16 protein-coding genes and 2 tRNA genes are annotated in these 21193 nt (G+C 63.8%); 7 read left to right on the plus strand and 11 right to left on the minus strand.

Translation table 11 applies throughout. From position 1 onward, the window contains the following. Positions 1-690: a DUF2059 domain-containing protein gene (locus LL253_RS12345; protein WP_323133413.1), complete on the plus strand. Its 690-nt coding sequence runs from the start codon at positions 1-3 to the stop codon at positions 688-690. 85 nt (positions 691-775) lie between these two features. Then, entirely contained in the window at positions 776-5314 is a 4539-nt protein-coding gene (gltB, locus tag LL253_RS12350) for a glutamate synthase large subunit (protein WP_228227378.1), read from the plus strand. A gap of 26 nt (positions 5315-5340) precedes the next feature. Here gltB and LL253_RS12355 read toward each other — a convergent pair whose 3' ends face one another. After that, positions 5341-5925, minus strand: coding sequence for a hypothetical protein (locus LL253_RS12355; RefSeq protein WP_228227379.1), 585 nt, complete (start codon positions 5923-5925; stop codon positions 5341-5343). A gap of 153 nt (positions 5926-6078) precedes the next feature. Here LL253_RS12355 and LL253_RS12360 point away from each other — a divergent pair. Then, positions 6079-6165, plus strand: a tRNA-Leu gene (locus LL253_RS12360). Between the two features lie 61 nt (positions 6166-6226). Here the strand turns inward: LL253_RS12360 and LL253_RS12365 are convergent. Further along, positions 6227-7444, minus strand: coding sequence for an MBL fold metallo-hydrolase (locus tag LL253_RS12365; RefSeq protein ID WP_228227380.1), 1218 nt, complete (start codon positions 7442-7444; stop codon positions 6227-6229). Between the two features lie 122 nt (positions 7445-7566). On the opposite strand from LL253_RS12365, the gene fumC reads away from it, so the two are divergent. Both fumC and LL253_RS12375 read left to right on the plus strand, forming a co-directional pair. Then, entirely contained in the window at positions 7567-8952 is a 1386-nt protein-coding gene (gene fumC, locus LL253_RS12370) for a class II fumarate hydratase (protein ID WP_228227381.1), read from the plus strand. Positions 8953-8992: 40 nt separating this feature from the next. Then, positions 8993-9334, plus strand: coding sequence for a hypothetical protein (locus LL253_RS12375; RefSeq protein ID WP_037541995.1), 342 nt, complete (start codon positions 8993-8995; stop codon positions 9332-9334). A 6-nt stretch (positions 9335-9340) separates the two neighbouring features. Here the strand turns inward: LL253_RS12375 and LL253_RS12380 are convergent, their stop codons facing one another. Then, entirely contained in the window at positions 9341-9913 is a 573-nt protein-coding gene (locus LL253_RS12380; RefSeq protein WP_266100982.1) for a DUF2585 domain-containing protein, read from the minus strand. A 53-nt stretch (positions 9914-9966) separates the two neighbouring features. On the opposite strand from LL253_RS12380, the gene gmk reads away from it, so the two are divergent. Beyond that, a complete protein-coding gene (gene gmk, locus LL253_RS12385) occupies positions 9967-10632 on the plus strand; it encodes a guanylate kinase (protein WP_009820539.1) in 666 nt (221 codons plus the stop codon). Between the two features lie 17 nt (positions 10633-10649). Here gmk and LL253_RS12390 read toward each other — a convergent pair whose 3' ends face one another. From LL253_RS12390 to hspQ, 8 genes are all read right to left on the minus strand, one after another. Further along, complete coding sequence (locus tag LL253_RS12390; protein ID WP_228227383.1) at positions 10650-11714, minus strand: class I SAM-dependent methyltransferase; 1065 nt, start codon at positions 11712-11714, stop codon at positions 10650-10652. After that, positions 11704-12570, minus strand: a complete 867-nt coding sequence (lgt, locus tag LL253_RS12395) for a prolipoprotein diacylglyceryl transferase (protein ID WP_228227384.1) — start codon at positions 12568-12570, stop codon at positions 11704-11706. The genes LL253_RS12390 and lgt overlap by 11 nt, the downstream gene beginning before the upstream one ends. A gap of 109 nt (positions 12571-12679) precedes the next feature. Then, the gene (locus tag LL253_RS12400; protein ID WP_228227385.1) at positions 12680-13750 is read right to left on the minus strand and encodes a phytase; all 1071 of its coding nucleotides are present in this window, start codon (positions 13748-13750) and stop codon (positions 12680-12682) included. An 11-nt stretch (positions 13751-13761) separates the two neighbouring features. Beyond that, entirely contained in the window at positions 13762-15162 is a 1401-nt protein-coding gene (locus tag LL253_RS12405) for a purple acid phosphatase family protein (RefSeq protein ID WP_228227386.1), read from the minus strand. Between the two features lie 68 nt (positions 15163-15230). Continuing rightward, complete coding sequence (locus LL253_RS12410; protein ID WP_228227387.1) at positions 15231-18032, minus strand: TonB-dependent receptor; 2802 nt, start codon at positions 18030-18032, stop codon at positions 15231-15233. Positions 18033-18194: 162 nt separating this feature from the next. Continuing rightward, a complete protein-coding gene (locus LL253_RS12415) occupies positions 18195-18422 on the minus strand; it encodes a DUF3606 domain-containing protein (protein ID WP_323133412.1) in 228 nt (75 codons plus the stop codon). A 26-nt stretch (positions 18423-18448) separates the two neighbouring features. Continuing rightward, positions 18449-20386 (minus strand): OPT family oligopeptide transporter, encoded by a 1938-nt coding sequence (locus LL253_RS12420; protein WP_266100991.1) that lies wholly within the window; start codon positions 20384-20386, stop codon positions 18449-18451. A gap of 131 nt (positions 20387-20517) precedes the next feature. Then, positions 20518-20889 (minus strand): heat shock protein HspQ, encoded by a 372-nt coding sequence (gene hspQ, locus LL253_RS12425; RefSeq protein WP_009820547.1) that lies wholly within the window; start codon positions 20887-20889, stop codon positions 20518-20520. A 135-nt stretch (positions 20890-21024) separates the two neighbouring features. On the opposite strand from hspQ, the gene LL253_RS12430 reads away from it, so the two are divergent. Further along, a tRNA-Ser gene (locus LL253_RS12430) sits at positions 21025-21114 on the plus strand. Positions 21115-21193 lie beyond the last annotated feature (79 nt).

The raw sequence follows: 21193 nt of genomic DNA on the forward strand, positions 1-21193 counted from the left end.
ATGCTGATGACGCCGGTCGCCGGGTATGCGCAGATCGCGGCGCCCGTCGCCGCCGAAACGCCGACTGATCCAGCGTTGCTCGCCAAGGCCCAACCCATTGTCGCTGTCATCCTGCCCGACGGCACGATGGAAAAGATGATGGGTCCGATGATGCAGAAGATGATGGGGCCGATGATGGATGGCATGACCAAAATGCCGATCCGTGAATTTCTGAAGGTCGGCGGCATGAATCCTGAAAAGGCGGACTCCCTGGGCCAAGGCACGATGGAACAAGTGATGGCGATCATCGACCCCAAATTCCGCAAGCGAATGGATGTGATCGTGAACACGATGATGCCGGCCATGGGGCGCTTCATGAGCAGATATGAACCCGATATGCGCGCGGGCATGGCCGAAGCGTTCGCCCATCGCTATTCGGCAGCGGAACTGGACCAGATCGCAGCCTTCATGAAGACGCCCGTAGGCGCGAAATTCGGTGCAGGCTTCATGGAGCTGGCGACTGACCCCCATTATCTGGGGCGGATGCAAAAGGTCATGCCGCAGATGATGCAGGCCATGCCGGAAATCCTGAAATCGTCGGAAGCCGAACTCGCCAAATTGCCCAAGCCGCGCACCTATGACCAGTTGTCGCAGGCCGAGCGCGACCGCCTGGTCACCCTGATCGGCGCTGACCCAGCCAAGGCGAATTGACGATCTTCGCCCGCTTCCACGCGGCGGGTACAGGAATAACAAGGCCGACGTTGAAAGCGGACGGCCGCATCCAAGGGTAGTCATGATGAGCGACACCAATTTCACCGCCAGCCCGCAAGAACGGGCGCGCATCGCTGCGCAGGGCATGTATCATCCCGACCTCGAATCCGACGCCTGTGGCGTGGGGCTGGTCGCGGCGACCGATGGCAAGCCGTCGCGGCGCGTGGTGTCGAGCGCGATCGATGCATTGAAGGCCGTGTGGCATCGCGGCGCGGTGGACGCCGATGGCAAGACCGGCGATGGCGCGGGCATCCATGTCGACCTGCCCGTGCGCTTCTTTGACGACGCGATCGCCGATGGCGGGCACAAGCCGCTGCCCAATCGTCTGGCGGTCGGCATGATCTTCCTGCCGCGCACGGACCTCAGCGCCCAGGAAACCTGTCGCACCATCGTCGAAAGCGAGATCATCGAGGCGGGCTACACCATCTATGGCTGGCGCCAGGTGCCGGTCGACGTGTCGGTCATCGGTGAAAAGGCGCAGCGTACGCGCCCGGAAATCGAGCAGATCATGATCGCCGGGCCAATGCCCGAGGAACGCGACGTCGCCGAATTCGAGAAGGACCTCTACCTCATCCGCCGGCGGATCGAGCGCAAGGTGATCGCGGCGCAGATCCAGGATTTCTACATCTGTTCCCTGTCCTGCCGCTCGATCATCTACAAGGGGCTGTTCCTGGCGGAATCGCTATCGGTCTTTTACCCCGACTTGCAGGATGAGCGGTTCGAAAGCCGCGTCGCGATCTTCCACCAGCGTTATTCCACCAACACCTTCCCGCAATGGTGGCTGGCCCAGCCGTTCCGCACGCTCGCCCATAATGGCGAGATCAACACGATCCGCGGCAACAAGAACTGGATGAAGAGCCACGAGATCAAGATGGCGAGCCTCGCCTTTGGCGAGCAGTCGGAGGATATCAAGCCGGTCATTCCGGCGGGCGCGTCCGATACCGCCGCGCTCGATGCCGTGTTCGAGGCGATCTGCCGATCGGGTCGGGACGCGCCTACGGCCAAGCTGATGCTGGTTCCCGAAGCCTGGCAGGGCGACAATGCCGAACTGCCCAAGGCGCATGCGGACATGTATGAATATCTCGCGTCCGTCATGGAGCCGTGGGACGGCCCGGCCGCGCTCGCGATGACCGACGGGCGCTGGGTCGTGGCCGGCGTCGACCGCAACGCGCTGCGACCGCTGCGCTATACGCTGACCGGGGACAATCTGCTGATCGTTGGATCGGAAACCGGCATGGTCGTGGTTCCCGAAACCACCATCGTGCGCAAGGGGCGCATGGGACCGGGCCAGATGATCGCGGTCGATTTGCAGGAAGGCGAAATCTACGACGATCGCGCGATCAAGGACCAGATCGCCGGCGAGCGGCCCTATGGCGATTTGATCAAGGACTTCCTGACCGTCGATGACTTGGCCGACGCGCCCAGCGCACTGCCAGCGTGGGACAAGGCGGAACTGACGCGCCGGCAGGTCGCAGCAAACATGACGCTGGAGGATATGGAACTGATCCTCAGCCCCATGGTCGAGGATGCGAAGGAAGCGATCGGGTCCATGGGCGATGATACGCCGCTGGCCGTCATTTCCGACAAGCCGCGCACCATGAGCCATTTCTTCCGCCAGAATTTCAGCCAGGTCACCAACCCGCCGATCGACCCGTTGCGCGAACGGCATGTGATGAGCCTCAAGACGCGCTTTTCCAACCTGCACAATATTTTGGAGGAAGGCGCGCAGAACAGCCATGTGCTGGTGCTGGAATCGCCGGTCGTCACTAGCGGCGAATGGGCGCGGCTGAAGGCCAATTTCGGCGCGGCGGTCGCGGAAATCGATTGCACCTTTCCGGCCGAAGGCGGGCAGGAACAGCTGCGCGCCGCGATCGCCCGTATCCGGCAGGAGGCCGAGCAGGCGGTGCGCGAAGGGCGGACCGAAATCTTCCTGACAGACGAGCATGTCAGCGAAACGCGCATCGCGATTCAGGGCGTGCTGGCGGCGGCCGCCGTCCACACCCATCTGGTGCGCAAGGGGCTGCGCAGCTACGCGTCGATCAACGTGCGGTGCGCCGAAGCGCTCGACACCCATTATTATGCGGTGCTGATCGGCGTGGGCGCGACCACGGTAAATGCCTATCTGGCCGAAGCGAGCATCGCGGATCGCCATGCGCGCGGCCTGTTCGGCGAGCTGAGCCTGGACCAGTGTGTCGAACGCTATCGCACGGCGATCAACGAAGGGCTGCTCAAGATCATGTCCAAGATGGGCATTGCGGTCATCAGCTCCTATCGCGGCGGCTATAATTTCGAAGCGGTCGGCTTGTCGCGCGCACTGGTCAACGACCTGTTCCCCGGCATGCCCGCCAAGATTTCGGGCGAAGGCTATCAGTCGCTGCATTACAGCGCGATGCTGCGGCATCAGGCGGCCTATGACGCGGCGGTCGTGCGCCTGCCGGTCGGGGGGTTCTACCGCCAGCGCAATGGCGGCGAAAGCCACGCCTATTCCGCGCAATTGATGCATCTGCTGCAAACCGCGGTCGGGACCGACAGCTATTCGACCTATCTGCAATTTTCGCGCGGTGTGCGCGATTTGCCGCCGGTCTATCTGCGCGACCTGATGGAATTCAACTTCGCGCGCGAAGCCGTGCCGATTGACGAGGTGGAAGCCACCACCGAAATCCGCAAGCGATTCGTGACGCCGGGCATGAGCCTGGGCGCTTTGTCGCCCGAAGCGCATGAAACGCTGGCGATCGCGATGAACCGCATCGGCGCGAAGGCGGTGTCGGGCGAAGGCGGCGAGGATGCCAACCGCTTCACCCCTTATGAAAATGGCGACAACGCGAATTCGGTGATCAAGCAGATCGCGTCGGGCCGCTTTGGCGTCCATGCCGAATATCTGGGATCGGCCGAGGAAATCGAAATCAAGGTGGCGCAGGGCGCCAAGCCCGGAGAGGGCGGCCAGCTGCCCGGTTTCAAGGTGACGGAGTTCATCGCGAAGCTGCGCCATTCGACGCCCGGCGTGACGCTGATTTCACCGCCGCCGCATCATGACATCTATTCGATCGAGGATCTGGCGCAGCTCATCTACGACTGCAAGATGATCAACCCGCGCGCGCGGGTGTGCGTCAAGCTCGTCAGCCAGGCGGGCATCGGCACGGTCGCGGCGGGCGTGGCCAAGGCGCATGCCGACGTCATCCTGGTCGCGGGCCATGTCGGGGGCACCGGGGCCAGCCCGCAGACGTCGATCAAATATGCCGGGACGCCGTGGGAAATGGGCCTGAGTGAAGCCAATCAGGTGCTCACGCTCAACGGCTTGCGGCATCGGGTGAAGCTGCGGACCGACGGCGGCCTCAAGACCGGGCGCGACATCGTCATCGCCGCGATCCTGGGCGCGGAGGAGTTCGGCATCGGCACGCTCAGCCTCGTCGCGATGGGCTGCATCATGGTGCGCCAGTGCCACAGCAACACCTGCCCGGTGGGCGTGTGCGTGCAGGACGAAAAACTGCGCCAGAAATTCACCGGCACGCCTGAAAAGGTCATCAACCTCATGACCTTCATCGCCGAGGAAGTGCGCGAGATACTGGCGCGGCTGGGCTTCCGCAGCCTGGACGAGGTGATCGGCCGGACCGAACTGCTTAAGCAGGTCAATCGCGGCGCCGAGCATCTGGACGACCTGGACCTCAACCCCACCCTGGCCAAGGTCGATGCGCCCGACGAGCAGCGCCGTTTTTCGCTCAAGGAATGGCGCAACGAGGTGCCCGACAGCCTGGACGCGCAGATGATGAAGGATGCGCGCGCGGTATTCGAACGCGGCGAGAAGATGCAGCTCACCTACACCGTGCGCAACACGCACCGTGCGGTCGGCACGCGGCTGTCCGCCCGCATCACCGAGAAGTTCGGCATGTCGGCGTTGGCCGACGGGCATCTGACCGTCCGGCTGCGCGGCAGCGCGGGCCAGTCGCTGGGCGCATTCCTGTGCAAGGGCATCACGCTGGAGGTCTTCGGCGACGCCAATGACTATGTCGGCAAGGGGTTGTCGGGCGGCATCATCAAAGTGCGCACGACTGTGTCCTCGCCGCTATCGTCGAAGGATAACACCATCATCGGCAACACCGTCCTTTACGGCGCGACCAGTGGCAAGCTGTTCGCGGCGGGGCAGGCGGGGGAGCGCTTTGCGGTCCGCAATTCGGGCGCGCAGGTCGTGGTGGAAGGCTGCGGCGCCAATGGCTGCGAATATATGACCGGCGGCACCGCCGTGATCCTGGGCGAGACCGGCGCCAATTTCGGCGCCGGGATGACGGGCGGCATGGCCTTCATCCTGGACGAGGATGGCCGCTTCCCCTCTCGCGCCAATCCCGAAAGCATCATCTGGCAGCGGCTAGAAAGCGCCCATTGGGAAGCGCAGCTGAAGGCGCTGATCGCCGAACATGCGGTGGCGACGGACAGCCGGTGGTCCAACACCATATTGGATGATTGGGATCGGTGGCGTCGCTATTTCTGGCAGGTTTGCCCCAAGGAAATGGTCAACCGCCTGTCGCATCCCCTCAGCGATGTGCCGATGCAGACGGTGGCGGCCGAGTGATCGGCTGACCGCATGCCGGCAGCGGGTCAATAGGCGCTGGCGGGCGCGGTCATAGCAGGTTGGGTCATGGCGGAACGGGGCGGGGCATCCGCCCTGTTCTGCTGTCCGCCCAGCGCCACCCGCATGGCGGAACGGGCTGCTGGCTGCGATGCCGGCCGTGATGCCGGCATCGCGGGCCGTTCGGCGGGGGACGGGCCATCGGCAAAGCGCACGACATTGGGCGGCAACTGGTGGATGGTCGGGACGGGGGCCTTCACCAAAGCGGCCTCTTGCAAGCTGCTCTCCGGCGGCAGTGCGCCATAATCCTGCGCCATATAGTCTTGCACCATCGGGTCGCTGCTGCCGCCGTCGATCATGGCATAACTGTCATACCCTGCCATATCGGCGGCGTAGCGGCGCTCCGCCAGCGTGGGGCCACAGCCGGTGCAGCTGATCGTCTGTGGGCCAGGATCGGACATGGCGACCGGTGAAGCGGCGAAATCAGTGCTGATCGGCTCCTCGACCTGCTGGTCCAGCGGCGATCGCTGGGGGCTGACGGCGTAGCTCCCCAACGTCAGGCCCATCGCCGTGGCGGCGGCCACCGTGCCGCCTGACAGCATCCATAATCGCATCACGTCCGCTCCTTCCGCTCCCTTAGCGGATCACCCATCGTTTCTCACTACAAAGCCAACGCAGACGCACATCACTTGTTGCATGGCCCAAAAGCCTTTGCTAAGGGCCGCCTCCTACCAAGGCACCGGCCCCGCCGGTTTCCCTGTTGATGTGCGGTCGTGGCGGAATTGGTAGACGCGCAACGTTGAGGTCGTTGTGGCCGAAAGGCCGTGGAAGTTCGAGTCTTCTCGACCGCACCATCTTTTCTTTCAGCATTCATCTGCCGGCGCAGGCGGCTGCGACCATGGCGCGGCCTCGCGCCTATTCCAGCGCCCATATCGCGCGTTCGTCGCACCGGCGCGGGACCGACGGCACCGCGCTGGTGGTCGGGATGGCCAGCGGCTGACCGATGCGCAGCGGGGCGAAGCGCTCGGCAGGGATGCCGGCGCAGCGCAGCGCCAGTTGCAGCATTCGGGGCGGCGTGTTCCATCCTTCATAGGACAGGCGGAATGTGCCCCAGTGAATGGGAATGGCGGTCGACGCGCCCAGCCGTCTGAACACTTCCACCGCCTGGATCGGGCCGATATGCGCGTCCGACTGCATCTGCCCTTTCCAGAAGCGGAACGCGCCGATGGGGATGAGCGCCAGTCGGATCGGGCCGTAGCGGCGCGCCTCGATCGGCCAGCCCATGTCGCCCGCACCGGTGTCGCCGGCAAAGAAGATATTGCCCGCCCGGGTTTCGATCACGAAGCTCGACCACAGCGCCCGGTTGCGGTCGCTGCCCCAGCGACTGCCCCAATGATGGTTGCGCGTCACATGCACGCGATAATCGGGGCAATGTTCGTAATTGCCGCACTGGATCACCGCATTGGGCGCCAGGCCGCTCAGCGCCGCGCCGCTGACCGACTGGCCCCAATCAAGTGCGGTCGCCGGGATGCCATGATTTTTGAGGATCGTATCGTTGCCCAGGCTGGTGACGATTTTGGGCCGGTCACGCGCCCAGAGCCGTTTGAGCGTCGGCAGATCCATATGGTCATAATGATTGTGGCTGAGCACGATCAGGTCGATCTTGGGCAGATCATCGAAGCGGATGCCCGGCTGCGCCACGCGCTTGGGGCCAAGCGGGGGAAAGGGGCTGGCATAGTCGGACCAGATGGGGTCGGTGAGGATATTGAGGCCCGCCGCCTGCACCAGCACCGTCGCATGACCGACCCAGGTCGCGGTCATGCCGCGCGGCGCGGCGAAGGGCGCAGGGCGGGACGGCTTGACCGCCACCGCTTGTGGCCAGGCCGGGCGGTCGTCATCGCCCAGTAACCAACGCGCGACAAAGCCAGATCGGCTGGTGCCGGGCGGTGCCGGGGGTGTGATGTCTCCATCGGGATTGAAGAAATGCGCGCCGTCATAATGGCGACTGACCGGCCCGTCATAATAGATGCGATCGAGGAAGGGCGGCACGATCGTGATCGCCAGGCACAAGGCGATGACAAGGAACAACAGCGCGATGCCCGCGCCCCGGATGATGGTGATGAGCCGACCCATGGATGCTCCCGCGCTGGTGACGGCCCCGTGCATAGCGCAGCGAGCGCGGGGGACAAGGGTTGGAATCCCGGCGCGCGTCGCTACATGTTTTGCGATTTGTTCTCAATTGGGAGTCCCGCTTCATGGCTGACACGCGCACCGAAACCGACAGCATCGGGGCCATCGAAGTCCCCGCCGCCGCCTATTGGGGTGCGCAGACCCAGCGTAGTATCGAGAATTTTCCGTTCGGCGCGACCGAGCGCATGCCGATCGGCATCGTCCACGCGCAGGCGATCGTGAAGCAGGCGGCGGCGCGGGTGAATGCGAAACATGGCCTGGACCCGCAGATCGTGGAGGGGATCGAGGACGCCGCGCAGGCCATCGTATCGGGCGCGCTCGACGATCAGTTCCCGCTCGTCATCTGGCAGACGGGCAGCGGCACCCAGACCAACATGAACGTCAATGAAGTGATCGCGGGCTATGCCAATGAAAAGCTGGCCGGCACGCCCGGCGGCAAGAGCCCGGTCCATCCCAATGATCATGTCAATATGAGCCAGTCGTCCAACGACAGCTTTCCGACCGCGCTGCATGTCGCCACCGTGCTGGCGACGCGCGACCGACTGATCCCAGCGCTGGAAAAGCTGACCGCGGCGTTGACGGGCAAAGCCAAGGCGTGGGGCCACATCGTCAAGATCGGCCGTACCCACACGCAGGACGCGACGCCGCTGACGCTGGGTCAGGAATTTTCCGGCTATGCTGCACAGCTGATCAGCAGCAAGGCGCGGATCGAGGGCGCGCTCAATGGCAATATCCGCAAGCTGGCGATCGGCGGAACCGCGGTCGGCACGGGGCTCAATGCGCCGGAGGGCTGGGCGCAGGACATGGTCGCGGCGATCAGCGACATTGCCGGCACGCCGTTCGAGGCAGCGCCGAACAAATTCGAGCAGCTTGCCGCCAAGGACGGGCTGGTCTTCTATTCCGGGGCGCTCAACACGCTGGCGGTGGCGCTGACCAAAATCGCCAACGACATCCGGTTTTTGGGATCGGGGCCGCGATCGGGCCTGGGCGAGCTGGACCTGCCAGCCAATGAACCGGGCAGTTCGATCATGCCGGGCAAGGTCAACCCGACCCAGTGCGAATCGCTGACCATGGTGGCGGCGCAGGTGATCGGCAATCATCAGGCGGTGACGGTGGGCGGCATGCAGGGGCATTTCGAACTGAATGTCTTCATGCCGTTGATCGGCGCCAATGTGCTGCGGTCCATTCATCTGCTGAGCGTCGGCATGGAAAGCTTCGCCGAACGCTGTGTCGACGGGCTGAAGGCGAATGAAGAACGGATCGCTGATCTGGTCAACCGGTCTTTGATGTTGGTCACGGCGCTCGCGCCCGAAATCGGCTATGACAATGCCGCCACGATCGCCAAACACGCTCACAAGACCGGGCAGACGCTGCGGGAGGCGGGACTGGAACTGGGGCTGGTCGACGGGCCGACCTTCGACCGGCTGGTGCGGCCGGAAAATATGGTCTGACGCTGGCGGAACCAGTCGCCGCGCGATACATTGACCTTATATGAAGAGGAAATCCGCGCCCCCCGCCCTTATGGCCCCCAAATCGCATAAGAAGCGTGGAATATTGCGCAAGGCGGCGCGCGTCGGCGCGACGCTCGTCGCTGCGCGTGTGGCTGCGGATACGGGCAAGAAGGGCGTGATCGGCCTGCTCGCCGGCGCTGGCGCGAAGCGGCTCATTCTGCGCTATCCCGCTGGCGCGATGTTTGTGACCGGGGCCTATATGGCCGGCAAGATGTTCGAAGCGAAACGCGCGGCCGACGCGAAAAAAGCGCAGAAACTGCTGCCCGACCGGACCGGTGAGGCTATCCCGATCGAGAGCGCGCGCAAGACCACCCAGCGCTGACCCCCCCTAAAGCGCGGCCTGCCAGTCGCGAACGGCCTCGACCGGCGAGGTCAGCATCAGGATGTTGAGCGTCAGATTGTCGCGGATGACGAAAAGCGCCAATAATTCCAGCCCGATCGCCAGCGACACCGTCAGCCACGCTGGTGCTCGCGCGGCGAAGACAAACCCCAGCGTCATCATTGCAATATCGCTCATCGAATTGACGATGGAATCGCCCGAATAGCCAAGCGCGATCGTCGCCGTGCGATACCGGTCGATGATGATGGGGGAGTTTTCGACAATCTCCCACGCCGCCTCGATCCCCACCGCAACCGCGAGCCTCATGCCGAGGGGGGGCCGCCGCAGCAGCCAACGCGTCAAAGCGTAGAACAGGAAGCCGTGGATGACATGGCTGAGGCTATACCAATCCGCGATATGCTGACTGTTGCCACTGTCGAGCGCGCCGTGCCACAATTCCACCCGGCCGCAGGTGCAGATGGGTGGCCTGTCCATCAGGAACAGCAATCCACACGCCATTGCCGCTATCAAGGCCGCCAGCAGAAAACCGCGTCTGTTCCGTCGCTTATGCGATGCCGTCAATGCGCCGATCCCCCGCCTCTTGCAAAAATGCGTCTTTCCGGCCACTAGCGGCCATGGCCGACACCATCCCAGCAGACATTCCCGATTTCAAGCGCCGCGGCGTCCTGTTCGTCCTGTCATCGCCCTCTGGCGCGGGCAAATCGACGATCGCGCGCAAGTTGCTGGCGGCCGAGCCCGACCTATCCATGTCGGTGTCGGCGACCACGCGGCCGATGCGGCCGGGCGAGGTCGACGGCAAGGATTATCATTTCGTCGATCTGGAAGATTTCCGGCGCATGGCGAACGACCATGAATTTCTGGAATGGGCGCACGTCTTCGGCCAGCGCTACGGCACGCCGCGCGCGCCGGTGGAAGCGATGCTGAAATCGGGCAAGGACGTGCTGTTCGACATTGACTGGCAGGGCGCGCAGCAATTGCACCAGATTGCCGGGGGCGATGTCGTGCGCATCTTCATCCTGCCGCCGTCGATGGAGGAGCTGGAGCGTCGCCTGCGCGGACGCGCCACCGACAGCAATGACGTGATCGAAGGGCGCATGGCGCGCGCCGCGGGCGAAATCGCCCACTGGGACGGCTATGACTATGTGCTGTGCAATGTCGATGCGGAGGATTGTTTCCGCCGCGTCCAGACCATCCTGCACGCCGAACGGATGAAGCGCAGCCGCCAGACCGGTCTCATCGGCTTCATCCGCAAGCTCAGCCGCTATCATCAGGACGACTGATCGGGCGCGTCTGCCCGTTAGGCGTCAAACCCTGCTGGATCGGCCCAGTCCGGGTGGGTCCACGCCATCGCCTTGAACAGGGTGCCCATCGCATCCGCATCGGTCAGCCGGCGCGCGGCGGCCTGCACGTCCTGGGCGCGCGCAGGCGCTCCGGCGGCCAGCTGCGCGGCGCGAGAGTCGATGCCCAGCTGGCGCAGGAAGCAGCCCTGACCCACCGGGCCATGAACGCGCAGCCCCGCCTGCCGAGCCATATTGCCGAGCATGGTGAAATCGACATGGGTGGTGAGGTCCACCTCGCCCGGATCGGCGAAGGGATCGGCGAACCGGTGCGCCTTCACCGCCTGAAGCGTGTCGCCCAGCGCCGGCCCTTCATAGCCATAGTCGACGATGATCGCCGCGCCGCCCTGCCGCGCGATCTTCTGCGCCAGGGCATAGGCGATTTCCGCGGCTGCGATCGGCGATTCCAGGATCGCACCGTCGGGCGCATCCGCCGCAATCGGCGGCAAGCCCGATTCGATGCGGCGATAGCCTGCAACCGCGATGAAGCGGCCCGGCTCTTCGCGCGGCAGCAGCACCCGCTCGCGCCATTCGTCGCCCACCCGGATGCATTGGCGGACGGGCAGCGCGTCGAAAAATTCATTGGCGACGACCAGCAGCGGGCCTTGTTCGGGCAGGCTGGCGATCGTGTCATGGTGGATCGCGGTCGGCAGCAGCGCCTGTTGCCGGCCGCGCAGCGCTGGACTGGTTTCCACCAGATGCACTGGCGGCGCCAGGGCGGCGCGCTGCATCGCGCGCAGGGCATCGGACGCCAGCGTGCCGCGTCCGGGGCCGAGTTCGACATAGGCGGCCTGCCCGCTTCGGCCCGACCGCATCCAGATGTCGGCCAGCGCCAGCCCGACAAGCTCCCCGAACATCTGGCTGATTTCCGGCGCGGTCGTGAAATCGCCCTCCGCGCCCAGAGGATCGCGAGTGGCGTAATAATGCTGGTTTGCCTCGGCGATATAATGGGCGACCGAAATCGGTCCGCCAGAGGCGATCTGCCGCGCCAGCCTGTCGGCCAGCGGCAGCGGATCAGGCGACACTGGCGCTTCCTGCGACCGGTTCGACGCGCAGGCGCCGGCCCTTGGCGGTCAGGATAAAATAGAGGCCAGCCAGGATCATCGGAATACAGAGCCACTGACCCATATGCAGCCCGGTGCGCGCCGCAAATTCCATTAATTGCGCATCGGCTTCGCGGAAATATTCGACGGCGAAGCGGAAACAGCCATAGCCCAGCAGGAAGATGCCCACCAGCATGCCGGGCTTGTAGCGCGCCTTGGTCTTCCAGAAGGCAAAGGCCAGGATCAGGAACAGGACGATGCCCTCCAGCCCTGCTTCATACAGCTGGCTGGGATGGCGCGGCACGTCGCCGCCGGTGGGAAAGACGATCGCCCAGGGCACGTCAGTCGCCTTGCCCCACAACTCTCCATTCACGAAATTGGCGAGGCGACCGAAGAACAGGCCGAAGGGCACGACGCAGGCGACATAATCGTGGATCCGCAGCCAGCTCAGCTTTTCCTTCCGCGCCATGTAGAGGATGCCGAGCGACACGCCCACCGCGCCGCCATGGAAGGACATGCCGCCATTCCATAGTTTGAAAATGTCCAGCGGATTGGCCAGAATTTCAGGCTGGTAGAAAATCACGTAAGCGAGCCGCCCGCCGATGATGATGCCCAGCGTTGCATAGAAGATCATGTCGTCGGCATGACGGCGCGCCATCGGCGATCCGGGCTGCGCGACCAGCTTGAGCAGATACCAATAGCCGATCAGGATGCCGGCGAGATAGGCCAAGCTGTACCATTTCAGCTGAAAGAAGCCGAGGTCGAGGGCGACCGGATCAAGCCCCAGATCGTTGAAGTGGATGGCACTCGAAGCGGCCGCGGCAAGGTCCAGGATCAAATCGGCTTCCCTCAAATTGGACAGGCCTGCCCCCATAGAGCAAGGGCAGCGTCAGACCAAGGGGCTGTGGGGAGGGGGGCGTCTTTGTGACTACCTCCCTCTCCTTGCGTCAATGCGGCAGGCCGAGCGCCTTGGCGATATCGTCCCAGGCGACGAGCTTGAAATTCTGCGCGGCCGCCGCGTTATGGCCATCCTGCGCGACGAAGAGGCCGCCGGGATAGGCCGGGCCGAAATCGCCCAGCATCACTTCGATGCCGTCGGTTTCCTCCGACCCGCCAACCTGGCCATCGACGACGCGAAAGCGGCCGACATAGACGTCGTCGCGCAGGCGATAGAGGACATAGGCATTGTCGCCCTGGCTCGACACGATGACATAGCCGTCTTTCTCGCCGATCGGCGCGATGGCCACGCCCTCTGCATCCATGACGAGGTTCTTGCCGTCCGCCGCGGCGATCTTCGTCGGCGTGGTTGCACCGGTGCCGCGCGCGTCGAAGCGCCACAGGCCGACATCCTCCTCCGCAACATAAAGGGTGTGCGTACGGTCATCGACCGCGCAGCCTTCGGCCTGGCTGCTCAATTTCATGGTGCGCACGATACGCCCGGTGGGTGCCGCGCCCGACGTGTCGACCGCAATCTGGTGGATGGTCCCGTCCTTCAGCACGATGAAGGCCGACAGGCCGCTCTCATCGCGGCCCAGGCACAGACCATAGGCTTCGCCCATGCCGCCATCGACCTTGCCGATGGCGGTCAGTTTCGCGGTCGCGGTATCGAGCCGGAACAGCGCCACCTTGGCATGGGCGACATCGCTGCGATCGGACGCGGCGACCAGCACGCCCGGCGCGCCGTTGATGATGACGCCATCCTTCAGATCGACATTGTTGACGCGGCCCGCGTCCAGAAAGTCGCGGGTCTTGCCATCCAGACCATAGACGTAGAGCCCGGCCTTCTTGTCGGTGCCCACGATCAGGCTCTGCGCGGGATCGGCAGCATTGCGCCAGATTGCGGGGTCGTCGGCGGCGTCGGCATTGGCGGTGCCGACCGGCGTGGTTTCGCCGCGCGCGGTGACGGAAACGGCCGGCGTCGCATTGGCGATGCGGACCTTGACCGGCACGTCCTGGTTCGCAGTCGCGCAGGCCGCAAGCGCGAGCAGGCCGGTCAGGGGAAGAATGACACGCTTCATGCTACTGCTCCTTATTTGGCGCGGGCGACGCATTTGCCCCCGTCCGGGCCGACATTGCCAGTGCAGGTGCGCTGAGCGATGGTCGGCTCGGTCGTGTCCGTCAGGTGATTGCCGTCGGCACGCTTGTGCAGGTTGAACCCGTCATAGAGCTTGCCCGACGCTGTATAGGTGCGGAATGTCAGCCGGTCGCCCGCCACATCCACGATCTGGTAAAGTTCGGTCGCTTCGGCGGTCTTGTCGGGCTGGGTGCGGGCGCGGTCGTTAAGGCCGTACATTTTCGAACCCGTGACGGAGACGAGATAGACCGGTCCCTGAACCGCGCCATCCGCTCGCGCCTCGGCTGACGCTGCGCGCCCCGCCTCGGACGTCAGGCGGCTGTAGCAATGGTCGTGGCCTTGCAGCACCAGATCGACCTTACGGCTTTCAAAAACCGGTTGCCATGCCGCCTTGATCTCTGGCGTATCATCGGGCCTGGCGCAGGTGAAAACCGGTTGGTGAAACAGCACGACGTTCCATGTCGCCTTGCTGGACGCCAATGTCTGGTCCAGCCAGCGGGTCTGCTGCGCCATGGTGCCCAGGTCGATGGCTGATGTGCCGTCCATGACGATGAACCGCACGCCCTGATAATCGACAAAATAGGTGGTCCCGACGCCGGGCGCGCCATTGTCGGGCAAGGCGAACTGCAGGGGGAAATAAGGGCCGAGCGTGCGGCTTTCCTGCCCATTGGGCAGCGTCACGTCGATATATTCGTGATTGCCCGTCGCGGGCAGTTGCGGGACGATGGACCAGTTATAGCCGCCGGCCTGATTGAATTCGCCCCATTCGTCGTCATGATCCAGATCGTCGCGCTGGGCAGCGAGGTCGCCCGCGTGCAGGACCAGCTCGATGCCGCCATTGGCATGGAAGGCCTGACGGATGACGCGGCTGGCATAGGTGAGGATGCCGTTCTGGATGTCGCCCAGATACAGGAAGCGAAAGGGCTTTGCCTGCGTGGCGGCGGTGCGGAATTGCAACCACTCGCTCCAGCCCGCGCTGCCCTTGAGCCGATAGGCATAAACGGTGTCCGGCGTCAGGTCGGTGAAGCGAATCTGGTGATAGAGCGCCGGGCCATTGGCGCTGTCTTTGGCCACGCCGGCGGGACCAGTGACGGTCGTCGCCTTTTCCTCCAGCGTGGGACCATCAACCGAAATAGCGATCTGCGCCTCGCTTGCCGATTGGGCGATATCGGTGCGGAAGCTCACCGCCATGCCGCGGGATGGGTCTGCCGCGGGCGTCAGCATGATCCGGTCGGGCAGGGTGCGCGCGGCATAAGGGGTGCCGGCCGAACGCGGAACGGAGGGCTGAGACGCAGGTTGCGCCATTGCCGGCAGCGCCGAGCCGAGCAGCAGCGCCGCGAGAGAAAGACGGATCATGCGTGTCCCTTCATGAAACAAGACTGCCGGCCGCACGGGGCGGCCGGCAGAGAGGATGAGGCAAAGGATCAGAAGCTGGCCGACACGCCGAACTTCACGGTCCAGTTATATTCCTCATATTGCAGCAGGCGGCGCGCGCCGCCGTAATTTTGATAGGCATAATATTTGGCGTTGTTGACGTTCACCCAGTCGGCGAACAGGCGCACGCCGGGCAGCAGCTTATATTTGGCCGACAGGTCGAGCTGGAAATGATTGTCGACGAATCGGTCGCTTTCGGGGCCGTCGCCCAGCTCATCAAGATATTTGCTGCGATAGGTGCCCGCCGCGCGCAGCGAAACCGGGCCCTTTTCATAGCCCAGCACGGCATTGAACGTATGCTTTGACGCATTGGGCAAGGCGATCTTGCGGCTATAGGCGTTGTCGTCGTTATCATAGCTGGTGATGCGACCGGTGGCGTCGGTATAGGTGTAATTGAGGTTCGTCAGCAGTCCGTCGAACGGCGCGGGCAGGAAGCTGAACACTTGGCTGTAGGAGAGTTCGACGCCCTTCACCTTGGCGGTGTCGCCATTCACGAAATATCGCGCCTCGCTATAGGCGACCCCATTATAGGTGCCGTCGGTGAAGTCGCGGATTTCTGCGGTATAATCCTTGATCGACTTCCAGAAGAAACCAGCGGTCAGCGCGCCGTTGCCGCTGAAATACCATTCTGCCGATGCATCGAGGTTCCATGCCCGATAGGGTTTGAGGTCGGGGTTGCCGAATTCGGCGGCGAAGTCCTCGTCCAGAAGGAAGCGCGGCGCCAGTTGCGACAGCTTGGGTCGGACCAGGCTCTTATAACCCGCCGCGCGCAGCACCAGACCACGGCTTGGTTCGAAGCGCGCGGTCAGGCTGGGCAGCCAGTTGGTGTAGTTCTTGGTAAAGACATTAGGCGTGGTCACGACGCCGGTCGCTTCGCCTTCGTCGTCCAGTTCATATTGCGTCAGGTTGCCGCGCAATGCGTTGCGCGTTTGTTCGACACGGACGCCGCCGATGATGCGCACCGTATCACTGTCCCACCGACCGAGCAGATAGCTGGCCAGAATGTCTTCCGTCGCGCTGTAATCGGGCGCGGCCGATTCATAGGCGCTGGTGATCGGGTCGAGTTCAAAGGCGCCGGGATTGGCGTAGAAATAGTCGCTCGCCGCGCCCTTGGCGGGCAGTGGGCCGAGATTGGCGAGGCGATAGGTCTGGTCGCCCAGCACATCGCCCAATTCCAGGTCGCCATCGCCATAATAGGCCATGGTGAAATCATAGCTTTTCTTGCGCCAGCGCGCCTTCATGCCGGTCTGCACGGTGAAGGTGCCGCTGTCGGTGACGAAGGCGCGGGAAATATCGCCCTTCAACGCATATTCGCGATCGCGCGAATCCGACAGCACCGTCTGCTCGACGCGGTTGAAGCTATATTCCGACGGATCGTTGAACAGGTCCGCGCCGCTCGTCACCTCAAACAGGGGGACGCGCGGATCGGCATAGTTGAAGTTCACGTCCACGCCATCCCCATCGAACCGGGCGCGCCAGCGGATGGGATCGATCGAGCCGGCTTCCTTTTCGGTCGATTCCGACCAGCTGCCCGAATAGGTGAGCTTCCACGGGCCGGTTTCGGTCGTGCCGCCCAGCACGATCGACTTGATGCGCTGGCGTTCGAACCGGTCCTTGAGGTCGCGGCGCACTTCGATCCGGCCATCCTCATCGGTGAAAAAGGCGCTGTCGGCATCGCCCGACGCGGGTTCTTCGTCCAGAACGAAGGTCAGGCGGCGGCGATATTCTTGGTCGTCGAACTGGTTGTAGATGCCGCGCGCATAGAGCTTGGTCGTGTCGCTGGGCATCCAGTCGAAATTGAGGGTCGCGCCGATCCGCTTGCGGGTGACGTCATAGTCACGATATTCCATCGTTTCGGCATAGACGATGCCGTCTTCGCTGGTGGTCCAGTCAGCCGCCTCGATATTGTCGGTTTCGAACTTGCGCTTGTAATAGCTGAAACCGCCCGACACACCGAAGCTGTCGGTCAGACGGGTCGAAAAATCGACGCTGCCCTTGGGCGTGACTTCCCCCGAATAATCATTGTAGCTGCCCTCCAGCTTGACCGAATACAGGTCCTTCTTGCGGTCGAAGGCACTGGTGGTGTTGATCTCGATCGAGGCGCCGATCGTGTCGGCGTCCATGTCGGGCGTCAGGGACTTCTTGACCTCGATTGATTCGATCAGTTCGGACGGCACCACGTCCAGCGCCACCGAGCGGACATCGCTTTCCGGCGCGGGCAGGCGCGCGCCGTTGACCGACGCCGCGTTGAGTTCGGGATCAAGACCGCGCACCGACACGAAACGCCCTTCGCCCTGATCGTTCAATATGTTGATGCCGGGCAGGCGGCGGAGCGATTCCGCGACATTCTGGTCGGGAAACTGGCCGATCGCGTCGCGGGTCAGCACGCTTTCAACGCCATCGGCAGCGCGCTGGCGCGACAGGGCCGACGCTTGGTTGGCGACCTGGCCGACGACGATGATGGATGCATCGACATTGGAGCCGATGCGGATGTCAGCATCCACGTCGCCGGTCGCCGGCACCACGACGGTGGTGCGGACCGGGTCGGCGCCGACATAGCGCGCCTCGATCGTATAGGTGCCCGGCGCGACGTCGGGGAAGCGGTAGGACCCGTCGCGGCCGGCTTCGGCGATGCGGCCCAGTTCGACGATGGTCAGCTGCGTTGATTGAAGGGCGCGGGTTCCGGTGCCGTCCGACACCGTGCCGCTGATCGTGCCGGCGATCGCGGCGGCGGGCATGGAGAGCGCAAGGATAAGGGCGGCGCGGCTCGCGCCGCGGAAAAGGCGGTTCATGTTGGAATCTCCCTGGTGCCGTAGCGATGCGCTTGACGTGCGCGCGCCTGCCGGCTGCCCGGCCCATGAGAGATTATTGCGACAGCTTCATTCCATAACGATGACGAAAAAATGTAATTGCGGTTGCAGTTACGTGAACGCCCGGGAAAGTAAGCGGTAAATTCAGCGACCGACGTTGAGATAGGCGGCGACCGCATCGACGTCGTTCCCGACGGTTTCAACCGCTTCGGTTAGCTCATCGCCCGACACGTTGAACCGGTTGGTCCAGTACAGCCTGTCTTCCTCCCGTTCCAGGGACACATATGTCAGGTCCTGCGGTGTCCTGCGGCTTTCCCCTGTCGTCATTGTCCGGCGCGTTTCCCTGGTTGCCTTTGAAAAGAAGCAACGCATAAAAGGCGCGCCATGTCCCCTTCCCTTTAGGACAGGGGGCGGCTGGCCCAGCCCCGCAGGCGCGCATAGAGGCCCGCGATCACCGTAGCAAAGATCAGGATGGCGAAGGGCACCGCCCAGTGGCTTTCCCCAACCAGCGCCAGCGGCGTATCGCTGTCGGTTCCCGCGACGATGCCGGCGAAAGCGACGCCGAACAGGCTTTCGCCCACGATGAAGCCGGTCGCCATCAACACGCCCATGCGCTCGGCAAATTCCGGGTTCGCCTGCCGCAGCGCCCAGCGATTATAGATATGACCGATCACCGCGCCGACCGGGATCAGCAGCGTGAGCGCCATCGGCAGGTAAATGCCCATGCCCACGGCCAGCGGCGGCAGCCGCAGCTTGCCCGCGCGGCCCAGCGCTTCGTCGATGATGATCACGAAGACGCCGATGCCCGCTCCGATGGCGATCAGGCCCCAGTCGAGATCGCCCCCCAGCACGCCCTTGGCCAGCGCCGAAATGAGCGCCGCCTGCGGGGCCGGCAGGGCATTGGCGCCCGCGCCGCTCGCCCCGGCAAAGCCGAAGGCGCTGTTGAGTAAATCCAGCACCGGGGGGATCACCAAAGCGCCGAAAATGACGCCCAGCACCAGCGCAAGCTGCTGCTTCCACGGCGTCGCGCCGACCAGCTGCCCGGTCTTGAGGTCCTGAAGATTGTCGTTCGAAATGGTCGCAATGCCAAAGATGATGGCTGTGGTGAACAGGGCATAGGCGATCAGCGCCTGCGTCTGGCCTTCATCGCCACCCGACCCGTAAATGGCGGCCAGCAGCAGCGACGCGCCCAGCACGGCGAGGATGCCGACGCCCGAAATCGGGCTGTTCGATGCGCCGATCAGGCCCGCCATATAGCCACAGACCGACGCGATGACGATGCCCGCCACCAGCACATAGGCCAGCGTCAGGCCGATCACCGGCACGGGGTTGAGCGCGATCGGCCCGCCCTGCGCGAAGACCCAGAGCAAGAGGGCAATGGGCAGCATCGCGGCGACGATCGTGCCGGCGACGATGCCGATCGGCAGGTCACGCTCGGTAATGTCGAGCAGCCCGGCATTGCCCGCCTTGCGCGTGGCATTGGCGGCGAGCGCGGAGCGGATGCCGCTGATGATGGGGCCCAGGATCTTGAGCAGGGTCCAGATGGCGGCGACGCCGATCGTTCCCGCGCCAATAAAACGCGCCTTGGTGCTGAATATGGTGCCAACCACCGTGCTGAGATCGGCACCGGCAGCAACCGGCGCGGTCAGGTAGGGGACCAGGCCGACCCAGCTGATCAGCAGGCCGATGAACATGGCGACGCCCACCGACAGGCCGACCAGATGCCCAACGCCGATCAGCGCCATGGAAAAGCTGGTCGATACCGACGTCGCGCCCGCGCCCAGCTTGAAGAAAGTGGCGGCTTCCTCCGCGATCAGCCGGGTCTTGGCGACGATCGAGAAAATCGCGGCGGACAGGGCGCTGGCGACGATGGCGGCCAACCCGCGCTTGTTTTCCTCCAGCCCCTCACGCGATCCGGCGCCGACTTTCAGCACTTCGGCGGCGGCCACGCCTTCGGGATAGGGCAGGTCGGACCCCGTCACCAGCGCGCGGCGCAGCGGCACGGAATACATGACGCCCAATATGCCGCCGGTCGCGATGGTGAAGGCCGACAGCCAGTAGGGAAAGCCTTGCCACCATCCGATGATGACCAGGCCCGGCAGCACGAAGATGATCGCCGACAGGGTGCCGGCCGCCGAGGCGATAGTCTGGACGATGTTGTTTTCCAGGATGGTGCCGGTGGAAAACAGCCGCAGCACTGCCATGGAAATGACCGCCGCCGGGATCGAGGTGGCGAAGGTCAGGCCGATCTTGAGGCCCAGATAGACATTGGCGGCAGTGAAGACGAGCGTAATGAGCGCGCCCAGAATGACGCCGCGCAGCGTCAATTCGGCCATGCCGCTAGCCTGTGCCCGTTCGTTCGCCACCGCTCACCCCTTGTCGATCATGCCAAGGGTCCGGTCATAATCCCGCCGGGCTGCGGATCAATCGCAAACTTGAGCGATGAATGGGCAGCGCAGACCCTTGATCAGTGGCGATGCAGCGCACGCAGCCGATATTTGCCCTTGGCGTACGTGCCGAACATGCCGGAAATGGCGGGATGATCGACCGGCTCGTCGCTGTCGTCCGTCACCAGATTTTGCTGGCTGACATAGGCGACATAGCTGGAATCGCCATTTTCCGCGAGGAGATGGTAGAATGGCTGATGCTTGTCGGGGCGGGCGGCCTCGGGAATGGCCTCATACCATTCCTCGCTATTGGCGAAGACCGGATCGATGTCGAATACGACGCCGCGAAATCCGAACATCCGGTGTTTGACCACGTCGCCGATGCTGAAGCGCGCATGGACGATCGGCGGGGCCGTCATGCCCGCGCCAAAAATCTGACTCATCTCTTTCATAAGTCCAATTTAGGGCCGCGCCGCGCCGACACAAGAAAAATACCCCGAAGGTCGCTTGGCAAGTGCGATTTCATCCGCTAATGGCCGCCGCTCGACCGGGAACACAGGGCTGTAGGCGCCCTGCGAACCTTCTGCGGAGAGGTGGCAGAGTGGTCGAATGCGCCGCACTCGAAATGCGGTTTACGGGAAACCGTAACGTGGGTTCGAATCCCACCCTCTCCGCCAAGACTTTCCTAACCGATTGTCTTTCCTCGACTTTTTGAAACAGCGTCGCTTTCCACCGTCCCGGTGCTACAAAGTGGTG

Source organism: Sphingobium soli (assembly GCF_020782245.1).
Taxonomy (GTDB): Bacteria; Pseudomonadota; Alphaproteobacteria; order Sphingomonadales; family Sphingomonadaceae; genus Sphingobium; species Sphingobium soli.